This is a genomic window from Azonexus caeni (genome assembly GCF_048146105.1).
In the GTDB taxonomy this organism is placed as follows: Bacteria; Pseudomonadota; Gammaproteobacteria; order Burkholderiales; family Rhodocyclaceae; genus Azonexus; species Azonexus aromaticus_B.
Genome location: NZ_JBKJAD010000014.1, coordinates 40,982 through 62,749, shown reverse-complemented (window position 1 = coordinate 62,749; position 21,768 = coordinate 40,982). Strand labels below are relative to the sequence as shown.

The following is a 21,768-nucleotide window of genomic DNA, read 5'->3' as shown; positions in this document are numbered from 1 at the left end:
AAAGCCGTTTTTAGCTGCGGCCGCCATGCCAAAGCATCGCTTGACGCCGGCTATGCCGGGTTAGCCTGCGCTGAAAACGGCTTTCAAGGGAGTATGAAATGAAGAAAGTCAGGAAAGCCGTTTTTCCGGTGGCTGGCCTGGGAACGCGTTTCCTGCCGGCGACCAAGGCCAGTCCGAAGGAAATGCTGCCGATCGTCGACAAGCCGCTGATCCAGTATGCGGTCGAGGAAGCGGTCGCCGCCGGAATCACTGACATGATCTTTGTCACCGGCCGCTCGAAGCGGGCGATCGAGGATCACTTCGACAAGGCCTACGAGCTGGAAAACGAGCTGGAGATGCGCGGCAAGACGCAGATGCTGGAGTTCGTGCGCAACATGATTCCCAAGGAAATCAATTGCATCTACATCCGTCAGGCGGAAGCGCTGGGGCTCGGTCATGCGGTGCTGTGCGCGCGGCCGGTGATCGGTGATGAACCCTTCGCGGTCCTGCTTGCCGACGATCTGCTCGACGGGAAACCCTCGGTGATGAAGCAGATGGTTGATAAATACGACTATTACTGCTGTTCGGTGCTCGGTGTTCAGGATGTGCCGCGTGCCGATACCGCCAGCTATGGCATCGTCGATGCTCGCCCGGTGGCTGAGCGACTGGAGCAGGTCAATGCCATCGTCGAAAAGCCGAAGCCCGATGTCGCGCCGTCCACGCTCGCCGTGGTCGGGCGTTACATCCTGACGCCACGCATCTTCGACCATCTGGAACGAGTGAATCCCGGGGCGGGCGGCGAGATCCAGCTCACCGATGGCATCGCCTCGTTGCTCAACGAGGAGCAGGTGCTGGCCTATCGTTACGACGGTGTGCGCTACGATTGCGGCTCCAAACTGGGTTACCTGAAGGCGACGGTCGCTTTCGGCCGGCGCCATCCCGAGGTCGGTGCCGATTTCGCCGCCTATCTCGACGGCGAGCCGGGATGAGCGGCGCCAAGCTCGACAGTTTTCTCGACTACTGGGAAAGCGAGGGCGAAACACTGGCCCGGCACGGCGACTACGACTGGATGGCGGCCCTGACGCCGGGACGCCGGGTCCTGGAAATCGGCTGCGGGCCGGGTTTTTCGACGCTGGCGCTGGTGCAGCGCGGGCTGGATGTGCTGGTCGTCGATGCCCAGCCCGCCTGCCTGGCGCTGGCCCGGCAACGCGTCGGCGCACTGCCGCTGGCCGTGCTGGAAGCGGAAGTGACGGCGCTGAGCGCCGAACAGCGGGCGACGATTGTTGATTTCGCGCCGCAGACTGTCGTCTGCTGGCTGATGGGCGCGCCGGCGGAGGTTACCGGGGCGAGCGCTGGCGACGGCGGCAAGGCGGTCGTCGCCTACCGCGAACGCGTGCATCGGGCGGTGGCCGAGCTGGCGGTCGACCTGCCTTCGGTGAGCGCGCTGCATCTCGTCGACCGGACGGCGATTCCCTGGCAGGCCAAGGATATCGGTCGCGCCACGCTGCTCGGGTATCATCGCCAGAAAACCCTGGCCGGCCTGCCTTTCCAGGCGCAGCGCGAGGATGCGCTGTACCGTAAGCTGGAGGCCGCGGCCCCTTCCTTCAAACCGCATGCCGCCCTCAAGGGCGTCGTGCCCGTGCTGGCTTCGCTGCTGGCTTACCGGAGTTCCTGACATGCTGGCCATCATCGGCGGCAGCGGCCTGACGACGCTGTCCAATCTCGACGTTTCGCACCGCGAAGTGGTGCGCACCCCTTACGGCGAAGCTTCCGGCGCGCTGGTCTTCGGCCAGATCTGCGGCCGGCCGGCGGTCTTTCTGCCGCGCCACGGCTACGGCCATACCATTCCGCCGCATATGGTCAATTACCGCGCCAACCTGTGGGCCCTGCATCACCACCAGGTCAGTGGGATCATTTCCGTGGCCTCGGTCGGCAGCATCCGTCCCGACCTGCAGCCGGGCGACATCGTCCTGCCCGACCAGATCATCGATTACACCTGGGGTCGTAAATCCACCTTCTTCGACGGCGTCGGCAGCCCGGTGACCCATATCGATTTCACCGAACCCTACGATGCGGCGCTCGCTCGGCGCATCGCCGAAGCGGCGGCGGCGCTCGGCATTGGCGTCGCGGTCGGCGCCGTCTACGCGGCGACGCAGGGGCCGCGACTCGAGAGCGCGGCCGAGATCAACCGCCTGGAGCGCGACGGCGCCGACGTCGTCGGCATGACCGGCATGCCGGAAGCGGCGCTGGCCCGCGAGTTGGGCGTGCCCTACGCGGCGATCAACGTCGTCGCCAACCACGCCGCCGGGCGCGGCAGCAGCGCCAACGGCATCCGCTTCGACAGCCTGGAGCACGTGCTGCAGGAGGCGATGGGCCGGGTCAAGGCGATCATCGAACGGGTGGTCGGTTGCGAGGCGGCGTGTCCGCCGCTCGGCATGTCGGTGTGAGGCCCGTCGGGCTCACACCTTCAGGCGTTCCATCAGTTCGGTTTCCAGGCGGATGCGGCGGTTGGTGTCCGAGAGGTCGCCGCCGCTGATCAGGAAGACGTCCTCGGCGCGCTCGCCGAGGGTGACGATCTTCGCCGTGTGCAGGTTGGCGCCGTGTTCGGCGAGCGTGCTGGCCACCGTGTATAGCAAGCCGGGACGGTCGGCGGCGGTCAGCGAGAGGATGAAGTGCTTGCCCTTCTCGTCGCCGCTGATGCTGACTTCCGGCTTGATCGGGAAATGCCGGACCTGGCGCGACAGCCGGCCGGCCGAGGGGATTTCCGGCGGCAGTTCGCGGGTCAGGCGGTCTTCCAGCTCGTGCTCGATGTAGCTGAGCATTTCCCGGTTGTGTTCGCGCCGCTCGACGTCGAGCAGGATGAAGCTGTCGAGCGCGTAGCCGTGCTCGGTGGTGTGGATCTTGGCGTCTACGATGCTGTAGCCGGCACGGGCGAAGAAGCCGACCAGGCGCGCAAAGAGGTCGCGCTGGTCGCGGGTGTACACCATCACCTGCAGGCCGACGCCTTCCTGCCAGAGGCGGGCGCGGACGACCGGCTGGTTGTTGTGGATACGGTAATGCAGCGAGCGCGTGTGCCAGGCGATTTCCTCGGCCGAGTGGCGCAGGAAATAGACGGTGTCGAGCTGCTTCCAGAGCCGTTCATGCACGGTGTCGGAGAGCGCGAAGAAGCGCAGCAGGCGCATCGCTTCGGCCTGACGGTCGGCGATGATGCCGTGGCTGACCGGGGGCTCGTCATGCGCCAGGTGGTGCAGTGTCTGCTGGTAGAGGTCGGCGAGCAGCTTGCCTTTCCACTGGTTCCAGACCTTCGGGCTGGTGCCGCGGACATCGGCGTGGGTCAGCAGGTAGAGCGCCTGCAGGTGGCGGACATCGCCGACCAGTGCGGCAAAACGGCCGATCACCTCGGGGTCGCCGAGGTCTTCCTTCTGGGCGATCTGCGACATCACCAGGTGGTGGCGGACCAGCCAGACCACCAGTTCGGTGTCGGTTTCCGTCAGGCCGTGGTTGTCGCAGAATTCGCGGGCATCGACGGTGCCTTTCTCCGAGTGGTCGCCGCCGCGTCCCTTGGCAATATCGTGGAAGAGGGCGGCGATGTAGAGCAGCCAGGGTTCTTCGAACTCGTTGATGGTGCGCGAGCAGAGCGGGTATTCGTGGGCGAATTCGCTCATCGTGAAGCGGCGCAGGTTGCGCAGCACCTGCAGGATGTGCTGATCGACGGTGTAGACGTGGAACAGGTCGTGCTGCATCTGGCCGACGATGCGCCCGAAGTTCGGCAGGTAGGCGCCGAGGATGTCGAGCTGGTTCATGCGCCGGAATTCGTGGATGACACCGCGCTCGGCCTGCAGCAGACCGAGGAACATGGCGCGGTTGGCAGGGTCGGCGCGAAAGCCGTCGTCGATCCGCTCGCGGGCCAGCCACAGGGCGCGCAGCGTCGATGCCGTCATGCCCTGCAGTTCCGAGTTCTCCTGCATGATGCGGAAGGCGTCGAAGATCAGTCCCGGCTGACGTTCGAAGAGATTCTCGTCACAGATGTCGAGCAGGTTGCCGACGATCTGGAAATTGGCGTCGTAGGCTTGCGGACGCTGCAGGTTTTCCGGGGCGAGCGCCGCGCCCATGTTCTGAAGGACGATGGTGTTGAGCAGCATCAGTCCTTTGGCGTTGCGGTAATAGGCCTGCATCAGCTGTTCGGAGGCGCGCTTCGATTCGCTGTCCTGAAAGCCGTAACGGGCGGCGAGCGCGGACTGGTAGTCGAAGAGCAGGCGATCTTCGCGGCGGCGGGCGATGAAATGCAGGCGGATGCGCAGGTGGCGCAGGAAATCCTCGAACTGCTTGCCGAAGGCGACGCCTTCCTGTGACATCACGCCGCCCTTGCCGAGTTCGTCCCAGGTGTCGCCGAAACCCGCCGCCTTGGCAATCCAGAAGATCACCTGCTGGTCGCGCAGCCCGCCCGGCGATTCCTTGAGGTTGGGTTCCAGGCTGTACGGCGTTTCATTGTGCCGCAGGTAACGGTCCTGCTGTTCGAGGCGTTTGGCTTCGAAAAAGCCGAGCGGGTCGAGGTTGCCGAACAGGCGCTTGCGGAAGGTGGCGAACAGTTTTTCGCTGCCGGTCAGCAGGCGGGCTTCGAGCAGCGCGGTCTGCACCGTGATGTCGCGTGTTGCCTCGTCCAGGCATTCCGGGATGGTGCGCACGCTATGGCCGATTTCGAGGCCAATGTCCCAGAAGCAGCCGACCAGGCGTTCCAGTTTTTCCGCCGTGTTTGCGCTCGGCGCCTGCGGCAGCAGGATCAGCAGGTCGATGTCGGAGGCCGGGTAGAGTTCGCCCCGGCCGTAGCCGCCGACGGCGGCGAGGGCGATCGAGGCGGGAAATTCGAAGCTCTCCCAGAGGCGGCGTAGGGTGTCGTCGACATCGGCGCAACGTTGCTTGAGCAGGGCTTCGGCATCGTTGTCGGCTTCGTAGCGGGCCTGCAGTGTGGCTTGGCGGGCCCGGACCTCGGCGCGCAGCGCAGCGATGTCGAGGCTCATCAGGCGATCCAGTCGGGTTTCGGTCGGCAGCCGGCCGACAGGGTGAGGATTTCGTAGCCGCTGTCGGTGACCAGCAGGGTGTGTTCCCATTGCGCCGACAGGCTGCGGTCCTTGGTGACGATGGTCCAGCCGTCGGGCATCTCGCGGATCGCCGCCTTGCCGGCGTTGATCATCGGTTCGATGGTGAAGGTCATGCCGGGCACCAGTTCGATGCCGGTGCCGGCCTTGCCGTAATGCACCACCTGAGGGTCTTCGTGGAACTTGCTGCCGATGCCGTGGCCGCAGAACTCGCGGACCACCGAGTAGCCATTCTTTTCGGCGTGTTTCTGGATGATCGCGCCGATGTCGCCGAGGCGGGCGCCGGGGCGGACCACCGAAATTCCCAGCCACAGGCACTCAAAAGTGATTTCGCACAGGCGCTTGGCCTGGATCGAGCCTTCGCCGACGATGAACATGCGGCTGGTATCGCCGTGGTAGCCATCCTTGATCGTCGTGATGTCGAGATTGACGATGTCGCCGTTCTTCAACACCCGCTCGCTGGGCACGCCGTGGCAGACCTGCTGGTTGATCGAGGTGCAGATCGATTTCGGGTACGGGTCGTAACCGGCAGGTGCGTAGTTGAGCGGGGCGGGAATGCAGCCCTGGACCTTGACCATGTAATCGTGACAGAGGCGGTCGAGTTCCTCGGTGGTGACGCCGGGTTTGACGAAAGCGTCGATGTAGTCGAGAACTTCTGCGGCCAGCCGGCCGGCGACGCGCATTTTCTCGATTTCCTCGGGCGTCTTCAGGGTGATGCTCATGGCTGTTCTGGGGGCTGGGGTAAAGGAGCAAGGATAAATGATGCCCCCCGTTTCGCAAAGCTGGCCGGCCGAAAATGGCATACTGCGCGGGTTTTGACGGAGGAGGCGGGGCATGGGGATCTTGTTGCTGGGCAAGGATGGTCAGTTGGGTTGGGAATTGCAACGCGCGCTGGCACCACTGGCGCCGCTGGTCGCTTGCGGGCGTGGCGAGTGCGACCTCTCCGATCCCGCCGCGTTGCGGGTATTGGTTGCTGCTGCCCGGCCGGCGGTGATCGTCAATGCGGCGGCGTACACGGCCGTGGACAAGGCGGAATCGGATGCCGCCACAGCGCATGCCATCAATGCCGAGGCGCCGCGCGTCCTCGCTGAATGTGCTGCGGCAAGCGGTGCGCTGCTGATTCACTATTCGACCGATTACGTGTATGACGGCAAAAAGTCTGCTCCGTATGTTGAAACCGACGCCGTGGCGCCGCAGAGCGTTTACGGGCGCAGCAAGCTGGCCGGTGAGGAAGGGATACGCGCCAGCGGCGCCCGTTCATTGGTTTTCCGCACGAGTTGGGTCTTCGGCGAGCATGGCGGCAATTTTGTCCGCACCGTCCTGCGTCTGGCGCGCGAGCGCGACAGCTTGTCGGTGGTTGATGATCAGGTCGGTTCGCCGACGCCGGCGGCGCTGATCGCCGACGTCACCGCAGCGGCCTTGCTGCGCCTGGATCTCGGCCGCCGGCTGGGCGATGGAGAGAGCCGCCTCTATCACCTGGCAGCGGCGAATCCGCTGAGCTGGTGCGGCTTTGCCCGGCGCATCGTCGAGTTGGCGGGCGGTCGTGCCGGCGGCCTGCGTTTCGATGCGCAAGCCATCCGCGCGATCCCCAGCGCCGAATATCCAACGCCGGCGCGGCGTCCGGCCAACTCCCGTCTCGATTGCAGCAAGCTAGCCGCCGATTTCGATTTGCATCTGCCGGACTGGCAACCCTACCTGCAACGGATGCTGGCGCAAATCGTCGCCAGATGACAAATGCCGTCTCGCCTGGCTTTTGGTCGGGCGAATTCGCTGCTATAATCCTGCGGTTTTTCCGGGTCTGTGACTCGGGAATGACGGCGATGCGCGTGGTGCGTGTCGTCAAATCCTCACATCCGCCGATTAAGGGTGTTCGTCAGATTCCAATAATGACGGGCGTTTGCGGCGGGTGGCGGTTCAACCCTTAAAGGAGTTTTGCAATGTCCGTTACCATGCGTGAAATGCTGGAAGCCGGTGTCCACTTCGGCCACCAGACCCGTTTCTGGTGCCCCAAGATGGCCCCGTACATTTTCGGTGCCCGCAACAAGATTCATATCGTCAACCTGGAAAAGACCCTGGCCAAGTACAACGAAGCCATGGCTTTCGTGAAGAAGCTGTCGGCCAATCGCGGCAACATCCTGTTTGTCGGTACCAAGCGTCAGGCCCGCGAAATCGTCGCTGAAGAAGCGGCGCGCGCCGGTGCTCCTTGTGTTGACCAGCGCTGGCTGGGCGGCATGCTGACCAACTTCAAGACGGTCAAGACCTCGATCAAGCGCCTGAAGGACATGGAACTGGCTGTCGAAGCCGGCGACCTGGAAAAGATGTCGAAGAAGGAAGCGCTGACCTTCCGTCGCGAACTGGAAAAGCTGCAAAAGTCCATCGGCGGCATCAAGGACATGGGCGGCCTGCCGGACGCCATCTTCGTCATCGACGTCGGTTACCACAAGATCGCCATCACCGAAGCCGAAAAGCTCGGCATCCCGGTCATCGGCGTGGTCGATACCAACCACTCCCCGGAAGGCGTTTCCTACGTCATCCCGGGTAACGACGACTCTTCCCGCGCCATTCAGCTCTACGCCCGTGGCGTTGCCGACGCGATCCTCGAAGGTCGCAGCCTGGCGATCCAGGAAGTGGTTGCCGGCGGCGACGACGAATTCGTTGAAGTCGAAGAAGCTGCCGAATAAATATCGGTGTAACGGCGGAGCCTCAGGCTCCGCCTGTCTCATAAGCTCAGGAGAAACAAGTATGGCGGCAATTACCGCAAGCATGGTCGCGGAACTGCGCGGCAAGACCGACGCGCCGATGATGGAATGCAAGAAGGCGCTGACCGAAGCCGACGGCGACATGGTCAAGGCTGAAGAAATCCTCCGCGTCAAGCTGGGCAACAAGGCCTCCAAGGCCGCTACCCGGATCGCCGCGGAAGGCATCGTTGCGGTCAGCATCTCCGCTGACGGCAAGACCGGCGCGATCGTCGAAGTCAATTCGGAAACCGACTTCGTCGCCAAGAACGACGACTTCATCGCGCTCGCCAACGGCTGCGCCGTGCTGGTCGCCGAACAGAATCCGGCCGACGTCGCCGCCCTGTCGGCGCTGCCGATGGGCGAGGGTAGCGTCGAAACGACCCGCGCCGCGCTGGTCGGCAAGATCGGCGAGAACATGACGATCCGCCGTTTCGTCCGCTGCGCCGCGCAAGGCAAGCTGGTTTCGTACATCCACGGCGGCGCCAAGGTCGGTGTGCTGGTGGACCTGGTCGGCGGTGACGAGCAGCTGGGCAAGGACATCGCGATGCACATCGCCGCGTCCAAGCCGAAGTCTCTCGATGCCTCCGGCGTTTCCGCCGAGCTGCTGGAAACCGAGCGCCGCGTCGCCATCGAGAAGGCGCGCGAAGCCGGCAAGCCGGAAGCGATGCTCGAGAAGATCGCCGAAGGTACGGTCCAGAAGTACCTGAAGGACGTGACCCTGCTCGGTCAGGTCTTCGTCAAGGCCGAAGACGGCAAGCAGACGATCGAGCAGTTGCTGAAGCAGAAGGGCGCTTCGGTGGCCAGCTTCACGCTGTTCATGGTTGGCGAAGGCATCGAGAAGAAGGTCGACGACTTCGCTGCCGAAGTCGCCGCCCAGGCCGCTGCCGCGGCTGCCAAGAAGTAATCTTCCGCAAGGGAAAGCCGATGACCACACCCAAATACAAGCGCATCCTCCTCAAACTCTCCGGTGAGGCCCTGATGGGCAGCGACGCCTACGGTATCAATCCGAAGGTGATCGGCGAAATCTGTGGCGAGATCAAGGCGGTCGCTGACCTGGGTGTGGAAATCGGCGTCGTGATCGGCGGTGGCAACATCTTCCGCGGCATGGCCGGTACGGCCACCGGGATGGATAGAGCCACTGCGGATTACATGGGCATGCTGGCCACGGTGATGAACGCCATGGCGCTGTCCGACGCGATGCGTCAAGTCGGCCTGAATGCGCGTGTGCAGTCGGCCCTGAATATCGAGCAGGTGGTCGAGCCCTATATCCGCGGCAAGGCCATCCGCTACCTCGAAGAAGGCAAGGTGGTGATTTTCGGTGCGGGCACCGGCAACCCCTTCTTCACGACCGACACCGCCGCCGCCTTGCGCGGGTCGGAAATTGGCGCGGAAATCGTGCTCAAGGCGACCAAGGTCGACGGCATCTACACCGCCGACCCGAAAAAGGACGCCTCGGCCACGCGCTACGACAAGATCAGCTTCAACGATGCGATCTCGCAAAACCTCGCGGTGATGGATGCGACTGCCTTCGCACTATGCCGCGACCAGAAACTGCCGATCAACGTGTTCTCCATCTTCAAGGCCGGCGCGCTCAAGCGCGTGGTCTGCGGTGAGGATGAGGGCACGCTGGTTTACTGCTGAGGGAGAGACAGATGATTGCCGAACTCAAGAAAACCGCCGAAGCGAAAATGCAGAAGTCGCTCGAAGCGCTCAAGAACGACCTGCTGAAGATTCGTACCGGCCGTGCCCATACCGGCCTGCTCGACCACGTCATGGTCGATTACTACGGTTCGCCGGTGCCGGTGAATCAGGTTGCCAACATCACTCTGGTCGATGCCCGTACCCTCGGCGTCCAGCCCTGGGAAAAGAACATGCTGCAGAAGGTCGAGAAGGCGATCCGCGATTCCGACCTCGGCCTCAATCCGGCCTCGCAGGGCGAGTTGATCCGCGTGCCGATGCCGGCGCTGACCGAAGAGCGGCGCAAGGAAATGATCAAGGTGGTGAAGCACGAAGGCGAGGGCGCCAAGGTGGCGATCCGCAACCTGCGTCGCGATGCCAATACCCACCTCAAGGACGCCCTGAAGAAGGGGGAAATCCCCGAGGACGCCGAACGCAAGGCGCAGGACGATGTCCAGAAGCTGACCGACAAGTACATCGCCGAAGTCGACAAGATGCTCGCCGTCAAAGAGGCCGAGCTGATGCAGGTCTGAGCCGCGCCCGGGATGGCGTTCTTTTCCAGTTCGACGCGGGACCTGCCGCAAAGCACCGTCGTTCCGCAACACCTTGCGGTGATCATGGATGGTAACGGGCGCTGGGCAAAAAAGCGTTTTTTGCCCCGCGTCGCAGGCCATGTCAAGGGGGTCGATGCCCTGCGCGACATGGTTCGCGTCTGTCTCGACCGGGGGGTTCGTTACCTGACGGTGTTCGCCTTCTCTTCGGAAAACTGGCGGCGTCCGCAGGACGAAGTCAGTCTGCTGATGCAGTTGTTCGTCAAGGCGCTGCAACAGGAGGTTGAGCGGATGAACCGCAACAACGTCCGCCTGCGTGTCGTCGGCGACCTCTCCCGGTTCGATCCCTTGTTGCAATCGCTGGTTGCCGAGGCCGAGGCCAAGACGGCGACCAATACCGCGCTCGATCTGACGATCGCCGCCAATTACGGTGGGCGCTGGGACATCATGCAGGCGCTCAACCGCCTTGCCGCGGCCGACCCGGCGCGTGCCGGCACCTGGAGCGAGGCCGATCTGGAGCCCTACTTGGCGATGAATTTCGCGCCCGAACCGGATCTTTTCATCCGTACCGGCGGCGAGGAGCGCATCAGTAACTTCCTGCTCTGGCAACTGGCTTACACCGAATTCTATTTCACGCCGACCCTGTGGCCGGATTTCGACGCTGGCGAACTGGACAAGGCGATTGCCTCCTACCAGCAGCGCGAGCGTCGTTTCGGGCGGACCAGCGAACAGCTTACCGACACCGGCAATGCTTAAGACGCGGGTGATCACGGCGCTGGTGCTGGTCGGTCTGCTGCTGCCCAGCATGTTTCTGTTGCCACAGGCCGCCTGGGCGATCCTGATTGCTCTCTTCATCGGTGTCGGTGCCTGGGAATGGGGGGCATTGCTGGGCTGGTCCGGTAGTGCCCGGATTGCGCTCGGCGCCGGTTTCACCTCGTCCTGTGCAGCGCTCGCCTGGATCGACCCAGCGCCCATCGGCGCGGCCGGCTTCCAGCCGGAGCAGGCCTGGGTCCTCCTGCTGTACGGCGCCGCGGCGGTTTTCTGGGTGCTGCTGATGCCCTTCTGGTTGCGCAGCAAGTGGGCATTGCGTGGGGGGAGCGGCCTGCTGGTCGGCGCGGTCGTGCTGTTGCCGACCTGGCTGGCCATGGTCCAGTTGCGCGCGGCGTCGCCGCTGCTGTTGCTGGCGGCGTTTGCCGTTGCCTGGGTGGCCGATATCGCCGCCTATTTTGCCGGCCGTCGTTTCGGGCGGCGCAAGCTGGCGCCGACGATCAGCCCGGGCAAGACCTGGGAAGGCGCTGCGGGTGCCGTGCTCGGCGTCCTCGTCTATGGCTTGGTGCTCGGCCACTATTTTCTCGACGGCGTCGTTGCCTTGCCGCTCTGGGGGCTCGCCCTGCTGGCGGTGACCGCGGTCAGCATTGTTGGTGACTTGTTCGAGTCCTTGCTCAAGCGCAAGGCCGGCATCAAGGACAGCAGCAACGTGTTGCCCGGGCATGGTGGCGTGCTCGATCGCATCGACAGCCTGACGTCGACGCTGCCGCTGATCGCGCTCGTCTGGTTGCTGGTAATCTATCGCGGATGACCCAGAACATCACCGTCCTCGGATCGACCGGTTCGATCGGCACCAGCACCCTCGACGTCATTCGTCGTCACCCCAGCCGCTACCGGGCTTTTGCGCTTTGCGCGCATACCCAGGTCGATGCCCTGTTCGAGCAATGCCGGGAATTCCATCCGCCTTTCGCCGTCATGCGCGACGCGGCGCTGGCTGCCGAACTCGCCGGGCGTTGCCGCGATGCCGGTTTGCCCACCGAAGTCCGACACGGGGTGGATGCCCTGATCGAGCTTTCTTCGCTGCCGGAAGTCGATGCGGTGATGGCGGCGATCGTCGGCGCCGCCGGCCTTGCGCCGACGCTGGCGGCAGCCCGCGCCGGCAAGCGGGTGATGCTGGCGAACAAGGAAGTGCTGGTCATGGCCGGCGAGCTGTTCATGCATGCCGTTCGGGATTGCGGCGCAACACTGCTGCCGGTCGATAGCGAACACAATGCGATCTTCCAGGCGCTGCCTGCCGATTTCACGCGTGGCTTGGCCGCGGTCGGCGTCGAGCGCATCCTGCTCACCGCTTCTGGCGGTCCGTTCCGCAACGTGGCGCTGGCCGACCTTGGTGCCGTGACCCCGGAGCAGGCCTGCGCCCATCCCAACTGGGTGATGGGGCGCAAGATTTCGGTCGATTCGGCGACCATGATGAACAAGGGGCTGGAAGTCATCGAGGCGCGCTGGCTGTTCGATGCGCCGCCGGAGATGATCCAGGTCGTCGTCCACCCGCAGAGCGTGATCCATTCCGCGGTCCAGTACGTCGACGGTTCGACGCTGGCGCAACTCGGCAACCCCGACATGCGCACGCCGATTGTCTGCGCCATGGCGTGGCCGGAGCGTATCGCTGCCGGCGTCGCGCCGCTCGATCTGTTCAAGGTCGGGCGACTCGACTTCTTTGCCCCCGATTTCGAGCGTTTTCGCTGCCTGCAACTCGCCTACGATGTGTTGCGCGAAGGTGGGACGGCGCCGGCCATCCTCAATGCGGCGAACGAGGTGGCGGTGGCCGCTTTCCTTGATCGGCGCTTGTCTTTCCTCGGCATTGCCCGCCTCAACGAAGCTGTCCTCGCCGCCTTGCCGGCCGGTCCCGAGGGCAGTCTCGACGACGTCATCGCCGCCGACGCCCGGGCGCGGCAGTTGGCGGGCGTCATGGTGGCCGACGGGCGTTTCGCATGAGCGATCTGCCGCTGACTCTGGCCGCCTTCGCGCTGGCATTGGGCATCCTGATCGTCGTCCATGAATTCGGGCATTACATCGTCGCGCGCTGGTGCGGCGTCAAGGTCTTGCGCTTCTCGATCGGTTTCGGCCCCGTTCTCTGGCAGCGGCGTCTCGGGCGCGATGCCACGGAGTGGGCGGTCAGCGCCCTGCCGCTGGGCGGCTACGTCAAGATGCTCGACGAACGGGAAGGCGAGGTAGCGGCGGAAGAACTGCCGCGTGCCTTCAACCGGCAGGGGGTCGGTCGGCGCAGCCTGATCGTTGCTGCCGGTCCGCTGGCCAATTTCCTGCTGGCCATCTTCCTGTACTGGGCGGTTTTTCTGCACGGCACCAACGAACTGCTGCCCGTCCTCGGTGCGCCGGCTGTCTCGACGCCCGCCGCCGCCGCCGGTATCCGGGGCGGCGATCAGGTGATGCGCATCGACGACGAGACGGTGGCGACCTGGGACGATTTTCGCTGGCAACTCCTGCAGCTAGCTGCGTCGCGCGCGCAAATCGCACTTGATGTCGTCGATGCCGACGGCGTTGCTCGCACGCGTATCCTGGCGCTCGATGCGGTGCGGGAAGAGGGCTGGGAGGGCGATCCTCTGGTGCATCTTGGTCTGCGTTTCTATCGTCCGGACCTGCCGGCGGTCATCGGTCGCCTGGTCGATGGCGGACCCGGTGCCCGGGCCGGCTTGATGGAGGGCGACCGCGTGCTGGCGATCGACGGTCGTCCGCTCGCCAACTGGCAGGCGCTGGTGCTTGCCGTCCGTGAAGCGGCAGGGCGCAGCCTGCGTTTCGACATCGAGCGGCAGGGCGTCAGCTTGCAGCTTGCTGTCACTCCAGAAGAAGCTTCCGAAGGCGGTCAGCGGATCGGCCGCATCGGCGTGGCGGTTGCCGAAACCCCGGAAAGCCGTCGCGAACTGCGTGCCTTCGTCCGTTACGGCGTCATTGACGCAGGGCGCAAGGCGATCTTCGAAACCTGGGACAAGTCGATCTTCAGCCTGCGCATGATGGGCAAGATGCTGACCGGCGAGGTTTCCTGGAAAAACCTGTCGGGACCGGTGACGATCGCCGATTACGCCGGACAGACGGCGAAGCTCGGGATCGATTATTATGTCCGTTTCATGGCGCTGATCAGCATCAGCCTGGGGGTGCTCAACCTGCTTCCCGTCCCGGTGCTGGATGGCGGGCATTTGATGTATCATATGATCGAAGTCGTCAGGCGGAAGCCCCTCTCGGAGCGGGCAATGGCAATCGGACAACAGTTCGGACTCGCCATTTTGTTCAGCTTGATGGCTTTCGCATTTTTTAACGACTTGAATCGCCTGTTCGGCGGCTAACGATGAAAAAATCCCTGTTGCCAGCCCTGATTGCCGGTCTGTTTGCCATGCCCGCGCTGGCCTTTTCCCCGTTCGTGGTCAAGGACATCCGTGTCGAGGGTATCCAGCGTACCGAGGCGGGGACGGTGTTCAGTTATCTGCCGGTCAAGGTCGGCGAAACCTTCACCGACGAAAAAGCGGCACAGGCCATCAAGTCGCTGTTCGCCACTGGTTTCTTCAAGGATGTGCGGATCGACGTCGAAGGCAATGTCATGGTCGTCGTCCTGCAGGAGCGGCCGGCGATCGCCTCGCTCGATTTCGTCGGCATGAAGGAATTCGAGAAAGACGCGATCATCAAGGCGCTCAAGGAAGTCGGTATCGCCACTGGCCGCATCTTCGACCGTTCCTTGCTCGACAAGGCGGAGCAGGAGCTCAAGCGGCAGTACCTGACGCGCGGCAAGTATGCCGCCCGGATCACGACGACGGTGACGCCGCTTGAACGCAATCGGGTTGGCGTCAACTTCACCATCGTCGAAGGCGATGCCGCGAAGATTCGCCAGATCAACATTGTCGGCGCCAAGGCCTTCCCGGAGAAGGAACTGCAGTCGCTGTTCGAGTTGACCACGCCGGGCTGGCTGACCTGGTATAACAAGAACGACCAGTATTCCCGCCAGAAGCTTTCCGCCGACATCGAAAAACTGCGTTCCTTCTACCTGGATCGCGGTTACATGGAATTCAACGTCGAGTCCACCCAGGTCTCGATTTCGCCCGACAAGCAGGACGTCTACATCACCCTCAACATTGTCGAGGGCGAACGCTTCAAGGTGGCCTCGGTCAAGCTGGCCGGCGATTTCACGATTCCCGAAGCGGAATTGCGCAAGCTGGTTTCGGTGCGTCCCGGCGATGTCTTCTCGCGGGAAAAGCTTAACGAATCGACCAAGGCGATCGTTGATCGTCTGGGCGCTGAAGGCTATGCCTTCGCCAACGTCAATGCTTCGCCCGAGATCAACCGGGAGAAGCACCTCGTAGACTTCACCGTCTTCGTCGATCCCGGCAAGCGGGTTTATGTGCGCCGCATCAACGTCACCGGTAATACCAAGACGCGCGACGAAGTCGTGCGCCGCGAGATGCGGCAGATGGAGAGCGCCTGGTACGATGCGCAGAAGGTCCAGTCTTCGAAGGAACGCATCGACCGCCTTGGTTTCTTCACCGAAGTTGCCGTCGAGACCCCCCCGGTGCAGGGAACGACCGATCAGCTCGACGTCAATGTGAACGTCACCGAGAAGCCGACCGGCAACCTGATGCTCGGCCTAGGTACCTCGAGCTCCGACAAAGTCATCCTCTCCGGGGCGATTTCCCAGAACAATTTCATGGGTAGCGGCAACAACGTCGGTCTGCAGGTCAATACCTCGAAATCCAACCGGACCTATTCGGTTTCCTACACCAATCCCTATTTCACGCCGGATGGTGTCAGTCAGGGCTTCGACGTCTATCACCGGACGACCGATACCAGTTCAACCGATCTTGCCTACTACAAGTCGCAATCCACCGGCGGTGGCATCCGTTTCGGTTTCCCGATCGACGAGTATCAATCCTTCTCCTTCGGCGTTGCGGCGGATACGACGAGCATCGATGTATACGACAGCAGTCCGAGCTACTACAAGAAGTATGTCGCGGATTTCGGCAAGACCAACATCTCGATTCCGCTGACCCTGACCTGGGCCAAGGATACGAAGAACAGCTTCTTCTTCCCGACCAAGGGCACCTACCAGCGCGCCAGTCTGGAAGTCGGTCTGCCCGGTGGTGATTTGACCTATTACCGCGCCAATTACCAGATCCAGCATTTCCTGCCCTTGTCCAAACGCTTCACGCTGATGCTCAATGGCGATCTTGGCTATGCAGGCGGGTATAGTGGCAAGGACTTGCCCTTCTTCAAGAACTACTACGCCGGTGGGGTGAACTCGGTACGCGGTTTCAAGACCAGCACGCTGGGGACTTCGGGTACCCTCGATGGCGATGACCATCTCGGTGGCAACCGGAAGATCGTCGGTAACGCCGAACTGCTGTGGAGCTTGCCGGGTTTCGAGAGAACCGCGCGCGTCGGTCTGTTCTTTGATGCCGGCCAGGTGTACGCTTCGGGCGACAAGTTCGACCTCGGGGAGTTGCGTTATTCAACCGGGGTGACGGCGTCCTGGGTGTCGCCGATCGGACCGTTGAAATTCAGTATCGGTACGCCGCTGAACAAGAAGGATGACGATGAAAAGGAAGCCTTCCAGTTCCAGTTGGGTACCACTTTTTGATCCAGGAGTCTCATGTTGAAAGCCAGAACCTTTGCAGTCGCCTCCCTGATGTCCCTCTTGAGCGTTGGTGGGCTTGGAGCCGCCGAACTCAAGGTGGGTTACGTCGATACCCAGCGCATCTTCCGGGAGGCGCCGGCCGCCCAGAAGGCCGCCAAGAAGCTGGAAAGCGAGTTCTCGCGGCGTGACCAGGAATTGCAGCGCATGGCCAAGCAGTTGCAGGGCCTGCAGGAATCCCTGGAAAAGAACGGGGTGACGATGGGCGAATCGGAACGCCGCGCCAAGGAAAAGGAGTTGGGCGATCTGTCGCGTGAGTTCCAGCGCCGCCAGCGTGAGTTCCGCGAGGACCTCAACCTGCGCCAGAACGAGGAAAACGCCGCGATCATCGAGAAGGCCAACCGGGCGATCAAGCAGATTGCCGATGCCGACAAGTATGACCTGATCCTGCAGGATGTCGTCTGGGTCAGCCCGCGTCTGGACGTCACCGATCGCGTCATCAAGGCGCTGTCCGACGGCAAGTGATGCCGGATACCGCAGCCCATTCGCTGACGCTAGCCGAGATCGCCGCCCAACTGGGCGGCGACTTGCTTGGGGCGGGCGATATCCGCATTTTCCGCGTCGCCACGCTGGCGACGGCGGGAGAAGGCGAGATCGCTTTTCTGGCCAACCCGAAATACCGGGCGCAATTGCGTTCCTGTCGTGCCACCGCGGTGATCCTGGGGCCTGACGCCGCTGCCGATTTTGCCGGGCCGCGCATCGTCACTGGCAACCCCTATGCCTATTACGCGCGCGTGGCTTCGTTGCTCAATCCCCTGGCAGCCGGGTTTTCCGGTGTTCATGCCAGCGCGGTGGTCGATTCCGCCGTGCCGGCCAGCGCCGCCATCGGGCCGCTGGTCAGCATCGGTCGCGGTGTGACCCTGGGCGAGGATGTCGTCGTCCATGCTGGTTGCGTGATCGGCGACGGGGTCAGCATCGGCAGCGGCAGCGTGCTCTATCCGAATGTCACGGTCTATCACGGTTGCCAGCTCGGTGAGCGGGTGATCATCCATTCCGGTACGGTGATCGGCGCTGACGGTTTCGGGTTCGCGCCCGAAGGCAAACGCTGGATCAAGATTCCGCAGACCGGCGTAGTGCGCATCGGCAACGATGTCGAGATTGGCGCCAACACCACGATCGATCGCGGTGCGCTCGACGATACGCTGATCGGCGACGGCTGCAAGATCGATAACCTGGTGCAGATCGCCCACAACTGCCAGATTGGCGACAACAGCGTCCTGGCTGGTTGCGTCGGGATTGCCGGCAGTACCACCCTGGGCGAACACTGCGTCGTCGGTGGTGCCGGCATGATTTCCGGCCACCTAGAGCTGGCGGCTGGAACCACGGTTTCTGCGGGGACCCTGGTGATGAAGAGCATCAAGGAAGCCGGGCGCTATACCGGGGTCTTCCCGCTCGATAGCCACGACGACTGGGTGCGCAATGCGGCGCATATCCGACGTTTGTCCAAACTGGCGGAGCGAGTTTCCGAACTTGAGAGACTACTTAAAGAAAATAATATAAAGGACTGAAACAAATGGATATTCACCAGATTCTCGAGCACCTCCCGCACCGCTATCCCTTTCTGCTGGTCGATCGCGTCGTCGATCTCGTCCCGGGTAAGTCCATCCACGCCTACAAGAACGTCACCATCAACGAACCCTTTTTCGTCGGTCACTTTCCGCACCATCCGGTCATGCCCGGCGTGCTGATCATGGAAGCGCTGGCCCAGGCGGCCGGCATCCTGTCGTTCAAGACCATGGAAGAAAAGCCGTCGCCGGATACCGTGTTCTATTTTGCCGGCATCGACGACGCGCGTTTCAAGCGGCCGGTGATGCCGGGCGACCGTCTCGACCTGCATGTCGAGATCGAGCGCCAGATGCGCGGCATCTGGAAGTACGTCGCCGAAGCCCGGGTCGATGGCCAGCTCGCCGCCTCGGCCAAGCTGATGTGCGCCAAGCGGGACCTCTGACATGATCCATCCGACCGCCATCGTCGATCCGGGCGCACGCCTCGGCGCCAATGTCGAAATCGGCGCCTATTCGATCATCGGGCCGCACGTCGAGATCGGTGACAACACCGTCGTCGGACCGCATGTCGTGATCACCGGCCACACCCGCATCGGTTGCGACAACCGCATCTTCCAGTTCTGCTCGCTGGGCGAAGTGCCGCAGGACAAGAAATACGCCGGCGAGCCGACCCGTCTCGAGATCGGCGACCGCAACACGATCCGCGAGAGCTGCACCTTCAACGTCGGTACCGTCCAGGATGCCGGCGTCACCCGCATCGGCGACGACAACTGGATCATGGCCTACGTGCATATCGCGCACGACTGCCAGGTCGGCAACAAGTGCACCTTCGCCAACAACGCCTCGCTCGCCGGCCATGTCGTCGTCGGTGACTGGGCCATTCTCGGTGGTTTCACCGGGGTGCATCAGTTCTGCCACATCGGCGCCCACGTCATGACCGCGGTCAGTTCCGTCATCCTGCAGGACGTCCCGCCCTACCTGATGGCCGCCGGCAACACCGCCCAGCCCTACGGTATCAACGTCGAAGGCCTGAAGCGGCGCGGCTTCGGTCCGGACGCCATCATGGCGCTCAAACGCGCCTACCGGACGATCTACAAGTCCGGTCTGCTGCTTGAGGAAGCGAAGGCCAAGCTGGTCGACGAGGCCGGGACGCATCCGGAATTGCAACTGTTCGTCGACTTCTTTGCCCAATCCCGCCGCGGCATCATTCGCTGACATGACGGCCGTGGTTCGTATCGCCCTGGTGGCCGGCGAGGCTTCCGGCGACCTTCTGGGCGCCCACCTGATCGCCGCGTTGAAAAGCCGCCTGCCCGATGCCGTCTTCTACGGCATCGGCGGTCCGCGCATGCAGGGGCAGGGGATGGACTGCTGGTGGCCGATGGGCAAGCTATCGGTCATGGGCTACTGGGATGCGCTCAAACACTACCGGGAAATCGCCGGCATCCGCCGCAAACTGAAGAAGCGCCTGCTTGAGCAGCGGCCGGACATCTTCATCGGCATCGACGCGCCCGATTTCAACCTCGACCTCGAAGCGGGCCTCAAGTCGGCCGGGATTCCCACCATCCATTACGTCAGTCCCTCGATCTGGGCCTGGCGGGGCAAGCGGATCAGGAAGATCGCTCGGGCCGTCTGCCGGGTGCTCGCGCTGTTTCCGATGGAGCCGCCGCTCTATCACCAGGCGGGGATCCCTGTCAGTTACGTCGGCCACCCGCTGGCCGACAGCATTCCTCTGGAAACCAGCCGCCAGGCGGTCCGCGAAAAACTGGCCCTGCCGCGTGCCCTGCCGATCTTCGCACTGCTGCCCGGCAGCCGTCAGGGCGAGTTGGGCGCCATGGCCGACACCTTCGTGCAGACGGCGCGCCTGATCCGCGAGCGCTACCAGCCCGACGCCGTCTTCGTCGTGCCGCTGGCCACCCGCGAGACCCGGCTGCAGTTCGAAGCCGCCATCCATCGCTGCCAGGCGGCGGACATTCCCTTCCGCCTGCTCTTCGGCCATGCCCAGGACGCCGTCGGCGCCGCCGATGTCGCCCTCGTCGCCAGCGGTACGGCGACCCTGGAGGCGGCGCTGATCAAGCGGCCGATGGTGATCACCTACAAGATCGCCAAATTCTCCTACTGGCTGATGAAGCGCATGGCCTACCTGCCTTACGTCGGCCTGCCCAATGTCCTTTGCGGCCGTTTCGTGGTGCCGGAAATCCTGCAGGACGAGGCGACCCCGGACAACCTCGCCGAAGCGCTGAACAAGCTTTACGAGGACGAAGAGGCGGCGACGGCGATCGAGGCGGCGTTCACCGACCTCCACCTGCAGTTGCGCCAGAACACCGCCGAGAAGGCGGCGCAGGCGGTGATCGAATGCCTGAACTGATCGTTCCCGAAGGTCTCGTCTGCGGCGTCGATGAAGCCGGGCGCGGACCGCTCGCCGGGCCGGTCGTCGCGGCCGCGGTGATCCTCGACCCGGCCAGGCCGATCCTTGGTCTCAACGATTCGAAGAAGCTCTCCGAACGGCGGCGCGCGGCGCTGGCCGTCGAAATCCGCGAGAAGGCGCTGGCCTGGGCGGTGGCCGAAGCCAGCGTCGAGGAAATCGACCGCCTCAACATCCTGCACGCCAGCCTGCTCGCCATGCAACGCGCCGTCGCCGGGCTCGCCGTGGCGCCGGAACGGGCGCTGATCGACGGCAACCGCTGTCCGCGCCTGCCGATGCCTGCCGAGGCCGTGGTCAAGGGCGACGGCAAGATCGCTTCGATCGCCGCCGCCTCCATCCTCGCCAAGACTGTCCGCGACGCCGGCATGCTCGTCCTGCACGAGCAGTACCCGCACTATGGTTTCGACCGCCACATGGGCTATCCGACGCCGGCGCATTTCGCCGCCCTCGAAGCGCATGGCGCGTCGCCGGTGCATCGCCGGAGCTTCGCCCCGGTCGCCCGTCAGTTGTCGCTGCTGTGAAGCTGATCCAGTCACGCGACAACGCCTACTACAAGCAGCTCAAGCGGCTGGCCGAATCCGGTCGCGAGCGCAAGAAGAGGGGACGGACGCTGCTCGACGGCCTGCATCTGGCGCAGGCCTGGGAAGCGCAGCGCGGCCCGTTGAGCGATCTGGTGGTCGCCGAATCGGCGCTGAGCGGCGGCGAGATCGCCGACTGGCTCGCTGGCCGAGACTGCACGGTGATCGGCGACGCCTTGATGCGCGAACTGGGTATCGTCGATACGCCGAGCGGCCTGCTCGCCGTCGTCGACACGCCGCAGCCAGCGGTGGCTCCCGATCCCGACGCTGATGCCGTCCTCCTCGATGGCGTCCAGGACCCCGGCAACCTCGGCAGCCTGCTGCGCAGCGCCGCTGCCGCCGGCGTCGGCCAGGTGCTGCTGTCCGCCGGCTGTGCCGCCGCCTGGTCGCCGAAAGTCCTGCGTGCCGGGCAGGGCGCGCATTTTGTCCTGAGCATCCATGAAGACCGGGACCTCGCCGATTTCATGGACGTCTACCGGGGAACGACGCTGGCGACCACGCTCGAGCGGGCCACTTCGCTCTACGCCGCGCAATGGGCCGGGCCGCTCGCCTGGGTGTTCGGTGCCGAAGGACGAGGCGTCAGCCCGGCGCTGATCGAGCGCGCCGGGCTGCGCATCCGGATTCCGATGCCGGGCGCCGTCGAATCGCTCAATGTCGGCGCGGCAGCGGCCGTCTGCCTGTTTGAAATGGTGCGGCGGCGTCTGACTTGAAGGCGTTTCGTTGGAAGCGGGGCGCTTGAGCGGGTACTATTACCGCAAAGCT

Annotated in this window: 22 protein-coding genes; 20 read left to right on the top strand and 2 right to left on the bottom strand. The window is 63.7% G+C overall.

Annotation, left to right across the window (positions count from 1 at the left end):
• Positions 1-98: 98 nt before the first annotated feature.
• From galU to ACLIIZ_RS13665, 3 genes are read left to right on the top strand one after another with little or no spacing between them, the layout of a single operon-like run.
• The gene (gene galU, locus ACLIIZ_RS13675; protein WP_416692993.1) at positions 99-968 is read left to right on the top strand and encodes a UTP--glucose-1-phosphate uridylyltransferase GalU; all 870 of its coding nucleotides are present in this window, start codon (positions 99-101) and stop codon (positions 966-968) included.
• Positions 965-1,654, top strand: coding sequence for a class I SAM-dependent methyltransferase (locus ACLIIZ_RS13670; protein WP_416692992.1), 690 nt, complete (start codon positions 965-967; stop codon positions 1,652-1,654). Before galU ends, ACLIIZ_RS13670 begins: the two co-directional genes overlap by 4 nt.
• 1 nt (position 1,655) lies before the next feature.
• Positions 1,656-2,426 carry an S-methyl-5'-thioinosine phosphorylase gene (locus ACLIIZ_RS13665; RefSeq protein WP_416692991.1) on the top strand — a complete coding sequence of 257 codons (771 nt, stop codon included), beginning with the start codon at positions 1,656-1,658 and terminating at the stop codon, positions 2,424-2,426.
• A gap of 12 nt (positions 2,427-2,438) precedes the next feature.
• On the opposite strand, the gene ACLIIZ_RS13660 is transcribed toward ACLIIZ_RS13665, so the two are convergent.
• On the bottom strand, positions 2,439-4,997 hold the full coding sequence (locus tag ACLIIZ_RS13660; protein ID WP_416692990.1) for a [protein-PII] uridylyltransferase: 2,559 nt from the start codon (positions 4,995-4,997) through the stop codon (positions 2,439-2,441).
• Complete coding sequence (gene map / locus ACLIIZ_RS13655; RefSeq protein ID WP_416692989.1) at positions 4,997-5,797, bottom strand: type I methionyl aminopeptidase; 801 nt, start codon at positions 5,795-5,797, stop codon at positions 4,997-4,999. Before map ends, ACLIIZ_RS13660 begins: the two co-directional genes overlap by 1 nt.
• A gap of 112 nt (positions 5,798-5,909) precedes the next feature.
• On the opposite strand from map, the gene rfbD reads away from it, so the two are divergent.
• The 17 genes from rfbD to ACLIIZ_RS13570 all read left to right on the top strand — a co-directional run bounded on the left by rfbD (position 5,910) and on the right by ACLIIZ_RS13570 (position 21,716).
• Complete coding sequence (gene rfbD, locus ACLIIZ_RS13650) at positions 5,910-6,806, top strand: dTDP-4-dehydrorhamnose reductase (RefSeq protein WP_416692987.1); 897 nt, start codon at positions 5,910-5,912, stop codon at positions 6,804-6,806.
• Positions 6,807-7,012: 206 nt separating this feature from the next.
• Positions 7,013-7,756, top strand: coding sequence for a 30S ribosomal protein S2 (rpsB, locus tag ACLIIZ_RS13645; protein ID WP_416692985.1), 744 nt, complete (start codon positions 7,013-7,015; stop codon positions 7,754-7,756).
• Positions 7,757-7,817: 61 nt separating this feature from the next.
• Positions 7,818-8,717 carry a translation elongation factor Ts gene (gene tsf, locus ACLIIZ_RS13640; RefSeq protein ID WP_416692982.1) on the top strand — a complete coding sequence of 300 codons (900 nt, stop codon included), beginning with the start codon at positions 7,818-7,820 and terminating at the stop codon, positions 8,715-8,717.
• Positions 8,718-8,737: 20 nt separating this feature from the next.
• A complete protein-coding gene (pyrH, locus tag ACLIIZ_RS13635) occupies positions 8,738-9,454 on the top strand; it encodes a UMP kinase (protein ID WP_416692980.1) in 717 nt (238 codons plus the stop codon).
• Positions 9,455-9,465: 11 nt separating this feature from the next.
• Complete coding sequence (gene frr / locus ACLIIZ_RS13630) at positions 9,466-10,023, top strand: ribosome recycling factor (RefSeq protein ID WP_416692979.1); 558 nt, start codon at positions 9,466-9,468, stop codon at positions 10,021-10,023.
• Positions 10,024-10,035: 12 nt separating this feature from the next.
• Positions 10,036-10,797, top strand: coding sequence for a polyprenyl diphosphate synthase (gene uppS / locus ACLIIZ_RS13625; RefSeq protein WP_416692977.1), 762 nt, complete (start codon positions 10,036-10,038; stop codon positions 10,795-10,797).
• Positions 10,790-11,620 carry a phosphatidate cytidylyltransferase gene (locus ACLIIZ_RS13620; RefSeq protein ID WP_416692975.1) on the top strand — a complete coding sequence of 277 codons (831 nt, stop codon included), beginning with the start codon at positions 10,790-10,792 and terminating at the stop codon, positions 11,618-11,620. The genes uppS and ACLIIZ_RS13620 overlap by 8 nt, the downstream gene beginning before the upstream one ends.
• Positions 11,617-12,804 carry a 1-deoxy-D-xylulose-5-phosphate reductoisomerase gene (gene ispC / locus ACLIIZ_RS13615; protein WP_416692973.1) on the top strand — a complete coding sequence of 396 codons (1,188 nt, stop codon included), beginning with the start codon at positions 11,617-11,619 and terminating at the stop codon, positions 12,802-12,804. The genes ACLIIZ_RS13620 and ispC overlap by 4 nt, the downstream gene beginning before the upstream one ends.
• The gene (gene rseP / locus ACLIIZ_RS13610) at positions 12,801-14,168 is read left to right on the top strand and encodes an RIP metalloprotease RseP (RefSeq protein WP_416692971.1); all 1,368 of its coding nucleotides are present in this window, start codon (positions 12,801-12,803) and stop codon (positions 14,166-14,168) included. Before ispC ends, rseP begins: the two co-directional genes overlap by 4 nt.
• A gap of 2 nt (positions 14,169-14,170) precedes the next feature.
• Positions 14,171-16,447 (top strand): outer membrane protein assembly factor BamA, encoded by a 2,277-nt coding sequence (gene bamA, locus ACLIIZ_RS13605; RefSeq protein WP_416692970.1) that lies wholly within the window; start codon positions 14,171-14,173, stop codon positions 16,445-16,447.
• Positions 16,448-16,495: 48 nt separating this feature from the next.
• Complete coding sequence (locus ACLIIZ_RS13600; protein ID WP_416692968.1) at positions 16,496-16,966, top strand: OmpH/Skp family outer membrane protein; 471 nt, start codon at positions 16,496-16,498, stop codon at positions 16,964-16,966.
• Entirely contained in the window at positions 16,966-18,009 is a 1,044-nt protein-coding gene (gene lpxD, locus ACLIIZ_RS13595; protein ID WP_416692965.1) for a UDP-3-O-(3-hydroxymyristoyl)glucosamine N-acyltransferase, read from the top strand. Before ACLIIZ_RS13600 ends, lpxD begins: the two co-directional genes overlap by 1 nt.
• A 5-nt stretch (positions 18,010-18,014) precedes the next feature.
• The gene (fabZ, locus tag ACLIIZ_RS13590; RefSeq protein WP_416692963.1) at positions 18,015-18,449 is read left to right on the top strand and encodes a 3-hydroxyacyl-ACP dehydratase FabZ; all 435 of its coding nucleotides are present in this window, start codon (positions 18,015-18,017) and stop codon (positions 18,447-18,449) included.
• A gap of 1 nt (position 18,450) precedes the next feature.
• Positions 18,451-19,221, top strand: coding sequence for an acyl-ACP--UDP-N-acetylglucosamine O-acyltransferase (gene lpxA, locus ACLIIZ_RS13585; protein WP_416692961.1), 771 nt, complete (start codon positions 18,451-18,453; stop codon positions 19,219-19,221).
• Position 19,222: 1 nt separating this feature from the next.
• On the top strand, positions 19,223-20,371 hold the full coding sequence (gene lpxB / locus ACLIIZ_RS13580; RefSeq protein WP_416692959.1) for a lipid-A-disaccharide synthase: 1,149 nt from the start codon (positions 19,223-19,225) through the stop codon (positions 20,369-20,371).
• Positions 20,359-20,949, top strand: coding sequence for a ribonuclease HII (gene rnhB, locus ACLIIZ_RS13575; protein WP_416692956.1), 591 nt, complete (start codon positions 20,359-20,361; stop codon positions 20,947-20,949). The genes lpxB and rnhB overlap by 13 nt, the downstream gene beginning before the upstream one ends.
• Positions 20,946-21,716: a TrmH family RNA methyltransferase gene (locus ACLIIZ_RS13570; RefSeq protein ID WP_416692954.1), complete on the top strand. Its 771-nt coding sequence runs from the start codon at positions 20,946-20,948 to the stop codon at positions 21,714-21,716. Before rnhB ends, ACLIIZ_RS13570 begins: the two co-directional genes overlap by 4 nt.
• Positions 21,717-21,768 lie beyond the last annotated feature (52 nt).

Excerpts from the sequence above, each read along its gene's own strand:
- frr (WP_416692979.1), top strand. The coding sequence starts at position 9,466 with ATGATTGCCGAACTCAAGAAAACCGCCGAAGCGAAAATGCAGAAGTCG.
- rseP (WP_416692971.1), top strand. The coding sequence starts at position 12,801 with ATGAGCGATCTGCCGCTGACTCTGGCCGCCTTCGCGCTGGCATTGGGC.
- bamA (WP_416692970.1), top strand. The coding sequence starts at position 14,171 with ATGAAAAAATCCCTGTTGCCAGCCCTGATTGCCGGTCTGTTTGCCATG.
- ACLIIZ_RS13660 (WP_416692990.1), bottom strand. The coding sequence starts at position 4,997 with ATGAGCCTCGACATCGCTGCGCTGCGCGCCGAGGTCCGGGCCCGCCAA.
- galU (WP_416692993.1), top strand. The coding sequence starts at position 99 with ATGAAGAAAGTCAGGAAAGCCGTTTTTCCGGTGGCTGGCCTGGGAACG.
- ACLIIZ_RS13670 (WP_416692992.1), top strand. The coding sequence starts at position 965 with ATGAGCGGCGCCAAGCTCGACAGTTTTCTCGACTACTGGGAAAGCGAG.
- ACLIIZ_RS13620 (WP_416692975.1), top strand. The coding sequence starts at position 10,790 with ATGCTTAAGACGCGGGTGATCACGGCGCTGGTGCTGGTCGGTCTGCTG.
- lpxB (WP_416692959.1), top strand. The coding sequence starts at position 19,223 with ATGACGGCCGTGGTTCGTATCGCCCTGGTGGCCGGCGAGGCTTCCGGC.
- rpsB (WP_416692985.1), top strand. The coding sequence starts at position 7,013 with ATGTCCGTTACCATGCGTGAAATGCTGGAAGCCGGTGTCCACTTCGGC.
- tsf (WP_416692982.1), top strand. The coding sequence starts at position 7,818 with ATGGCGGCAATTACCGCAAGCATGGTCGCGGAACTGCGCGGCAAGACC.
- lpxA (WP_416692961.1), top strand. The coding sequence starts at position 18,451 with ATGATCCATCCGACCGCCATCGTCGATCCGGGCGCACGCCTCGGCGCC.
- uppS (WP_416692977.1), top strand. The coding sequence starts at position 10,036 with ATGGCGTTCTTTTCCAGTTCGACGCGGGACCTGCCGCAAAGCACCGTC.
- pyrH (WP_416692980.1), top strand. The coding sequence starts at position 8,738 with ATGACCACACCCAAATACAAGCGCATCCTCCTCAAACTCTCCGGTGAG.
- ACLIIZ_RS13665 (WP_416692991.1), top strand. The coding sequence starts at position 1,656 with ATGCTGGCCATCATCGGCGGCAGCGGCCTGACGACGCTGTCCAATCTC.
- rnhB (WP_416692956.1), top strand. The coding sequence starts at position 20,359 with ATGCCTGAACTGATCGTTCCCGAAGGTCTCGTCTGCGGCGTCGATGAA.
- map (WP_416692989.1), bottom strand. The coding sequence starts at position 5,797 with ATGAGCATCACCCTGAAGACGCCCGAGGAAATCGAGAAAATGCGCGTC.
- ACLIIZ_RS13600 (WP_416692968.1), top strand. The coding sequence starts at position 16,496 with ATGTCCCTCTTGAGCGTTGGTGGGCTTGGAGCCGCCGAACTCAAGGTG.
- ispC (WP_416692973.1), top strand. The coding sequence starts at position 11,617 with ATGACCCAGAACATCACCGTCCTCGGATCGACCGGTTCGATCGGCACC.
- rfbD (WP_416692987.1), top strand. The coding sequence starts at position 5,910 with ATGGGGATCTTGTTGCTGGGCAAGGATGGTCAGTTGGGTTGGGAATTG.
- lpxD (WP_416692965.1), top strand. The coding sequence starts at position 16,966 with ATGCCGGATACCGCAGCCCATTCGCTGACGCTAGCCGAGATCGCCGCC.
- fabZ (WP_416692963.1), top strand. The coding sequence starts at position 18,015 with ATGGATATTCACCAGATTCTCGAGCACCTCCCGCACCGCTATCCCTTT.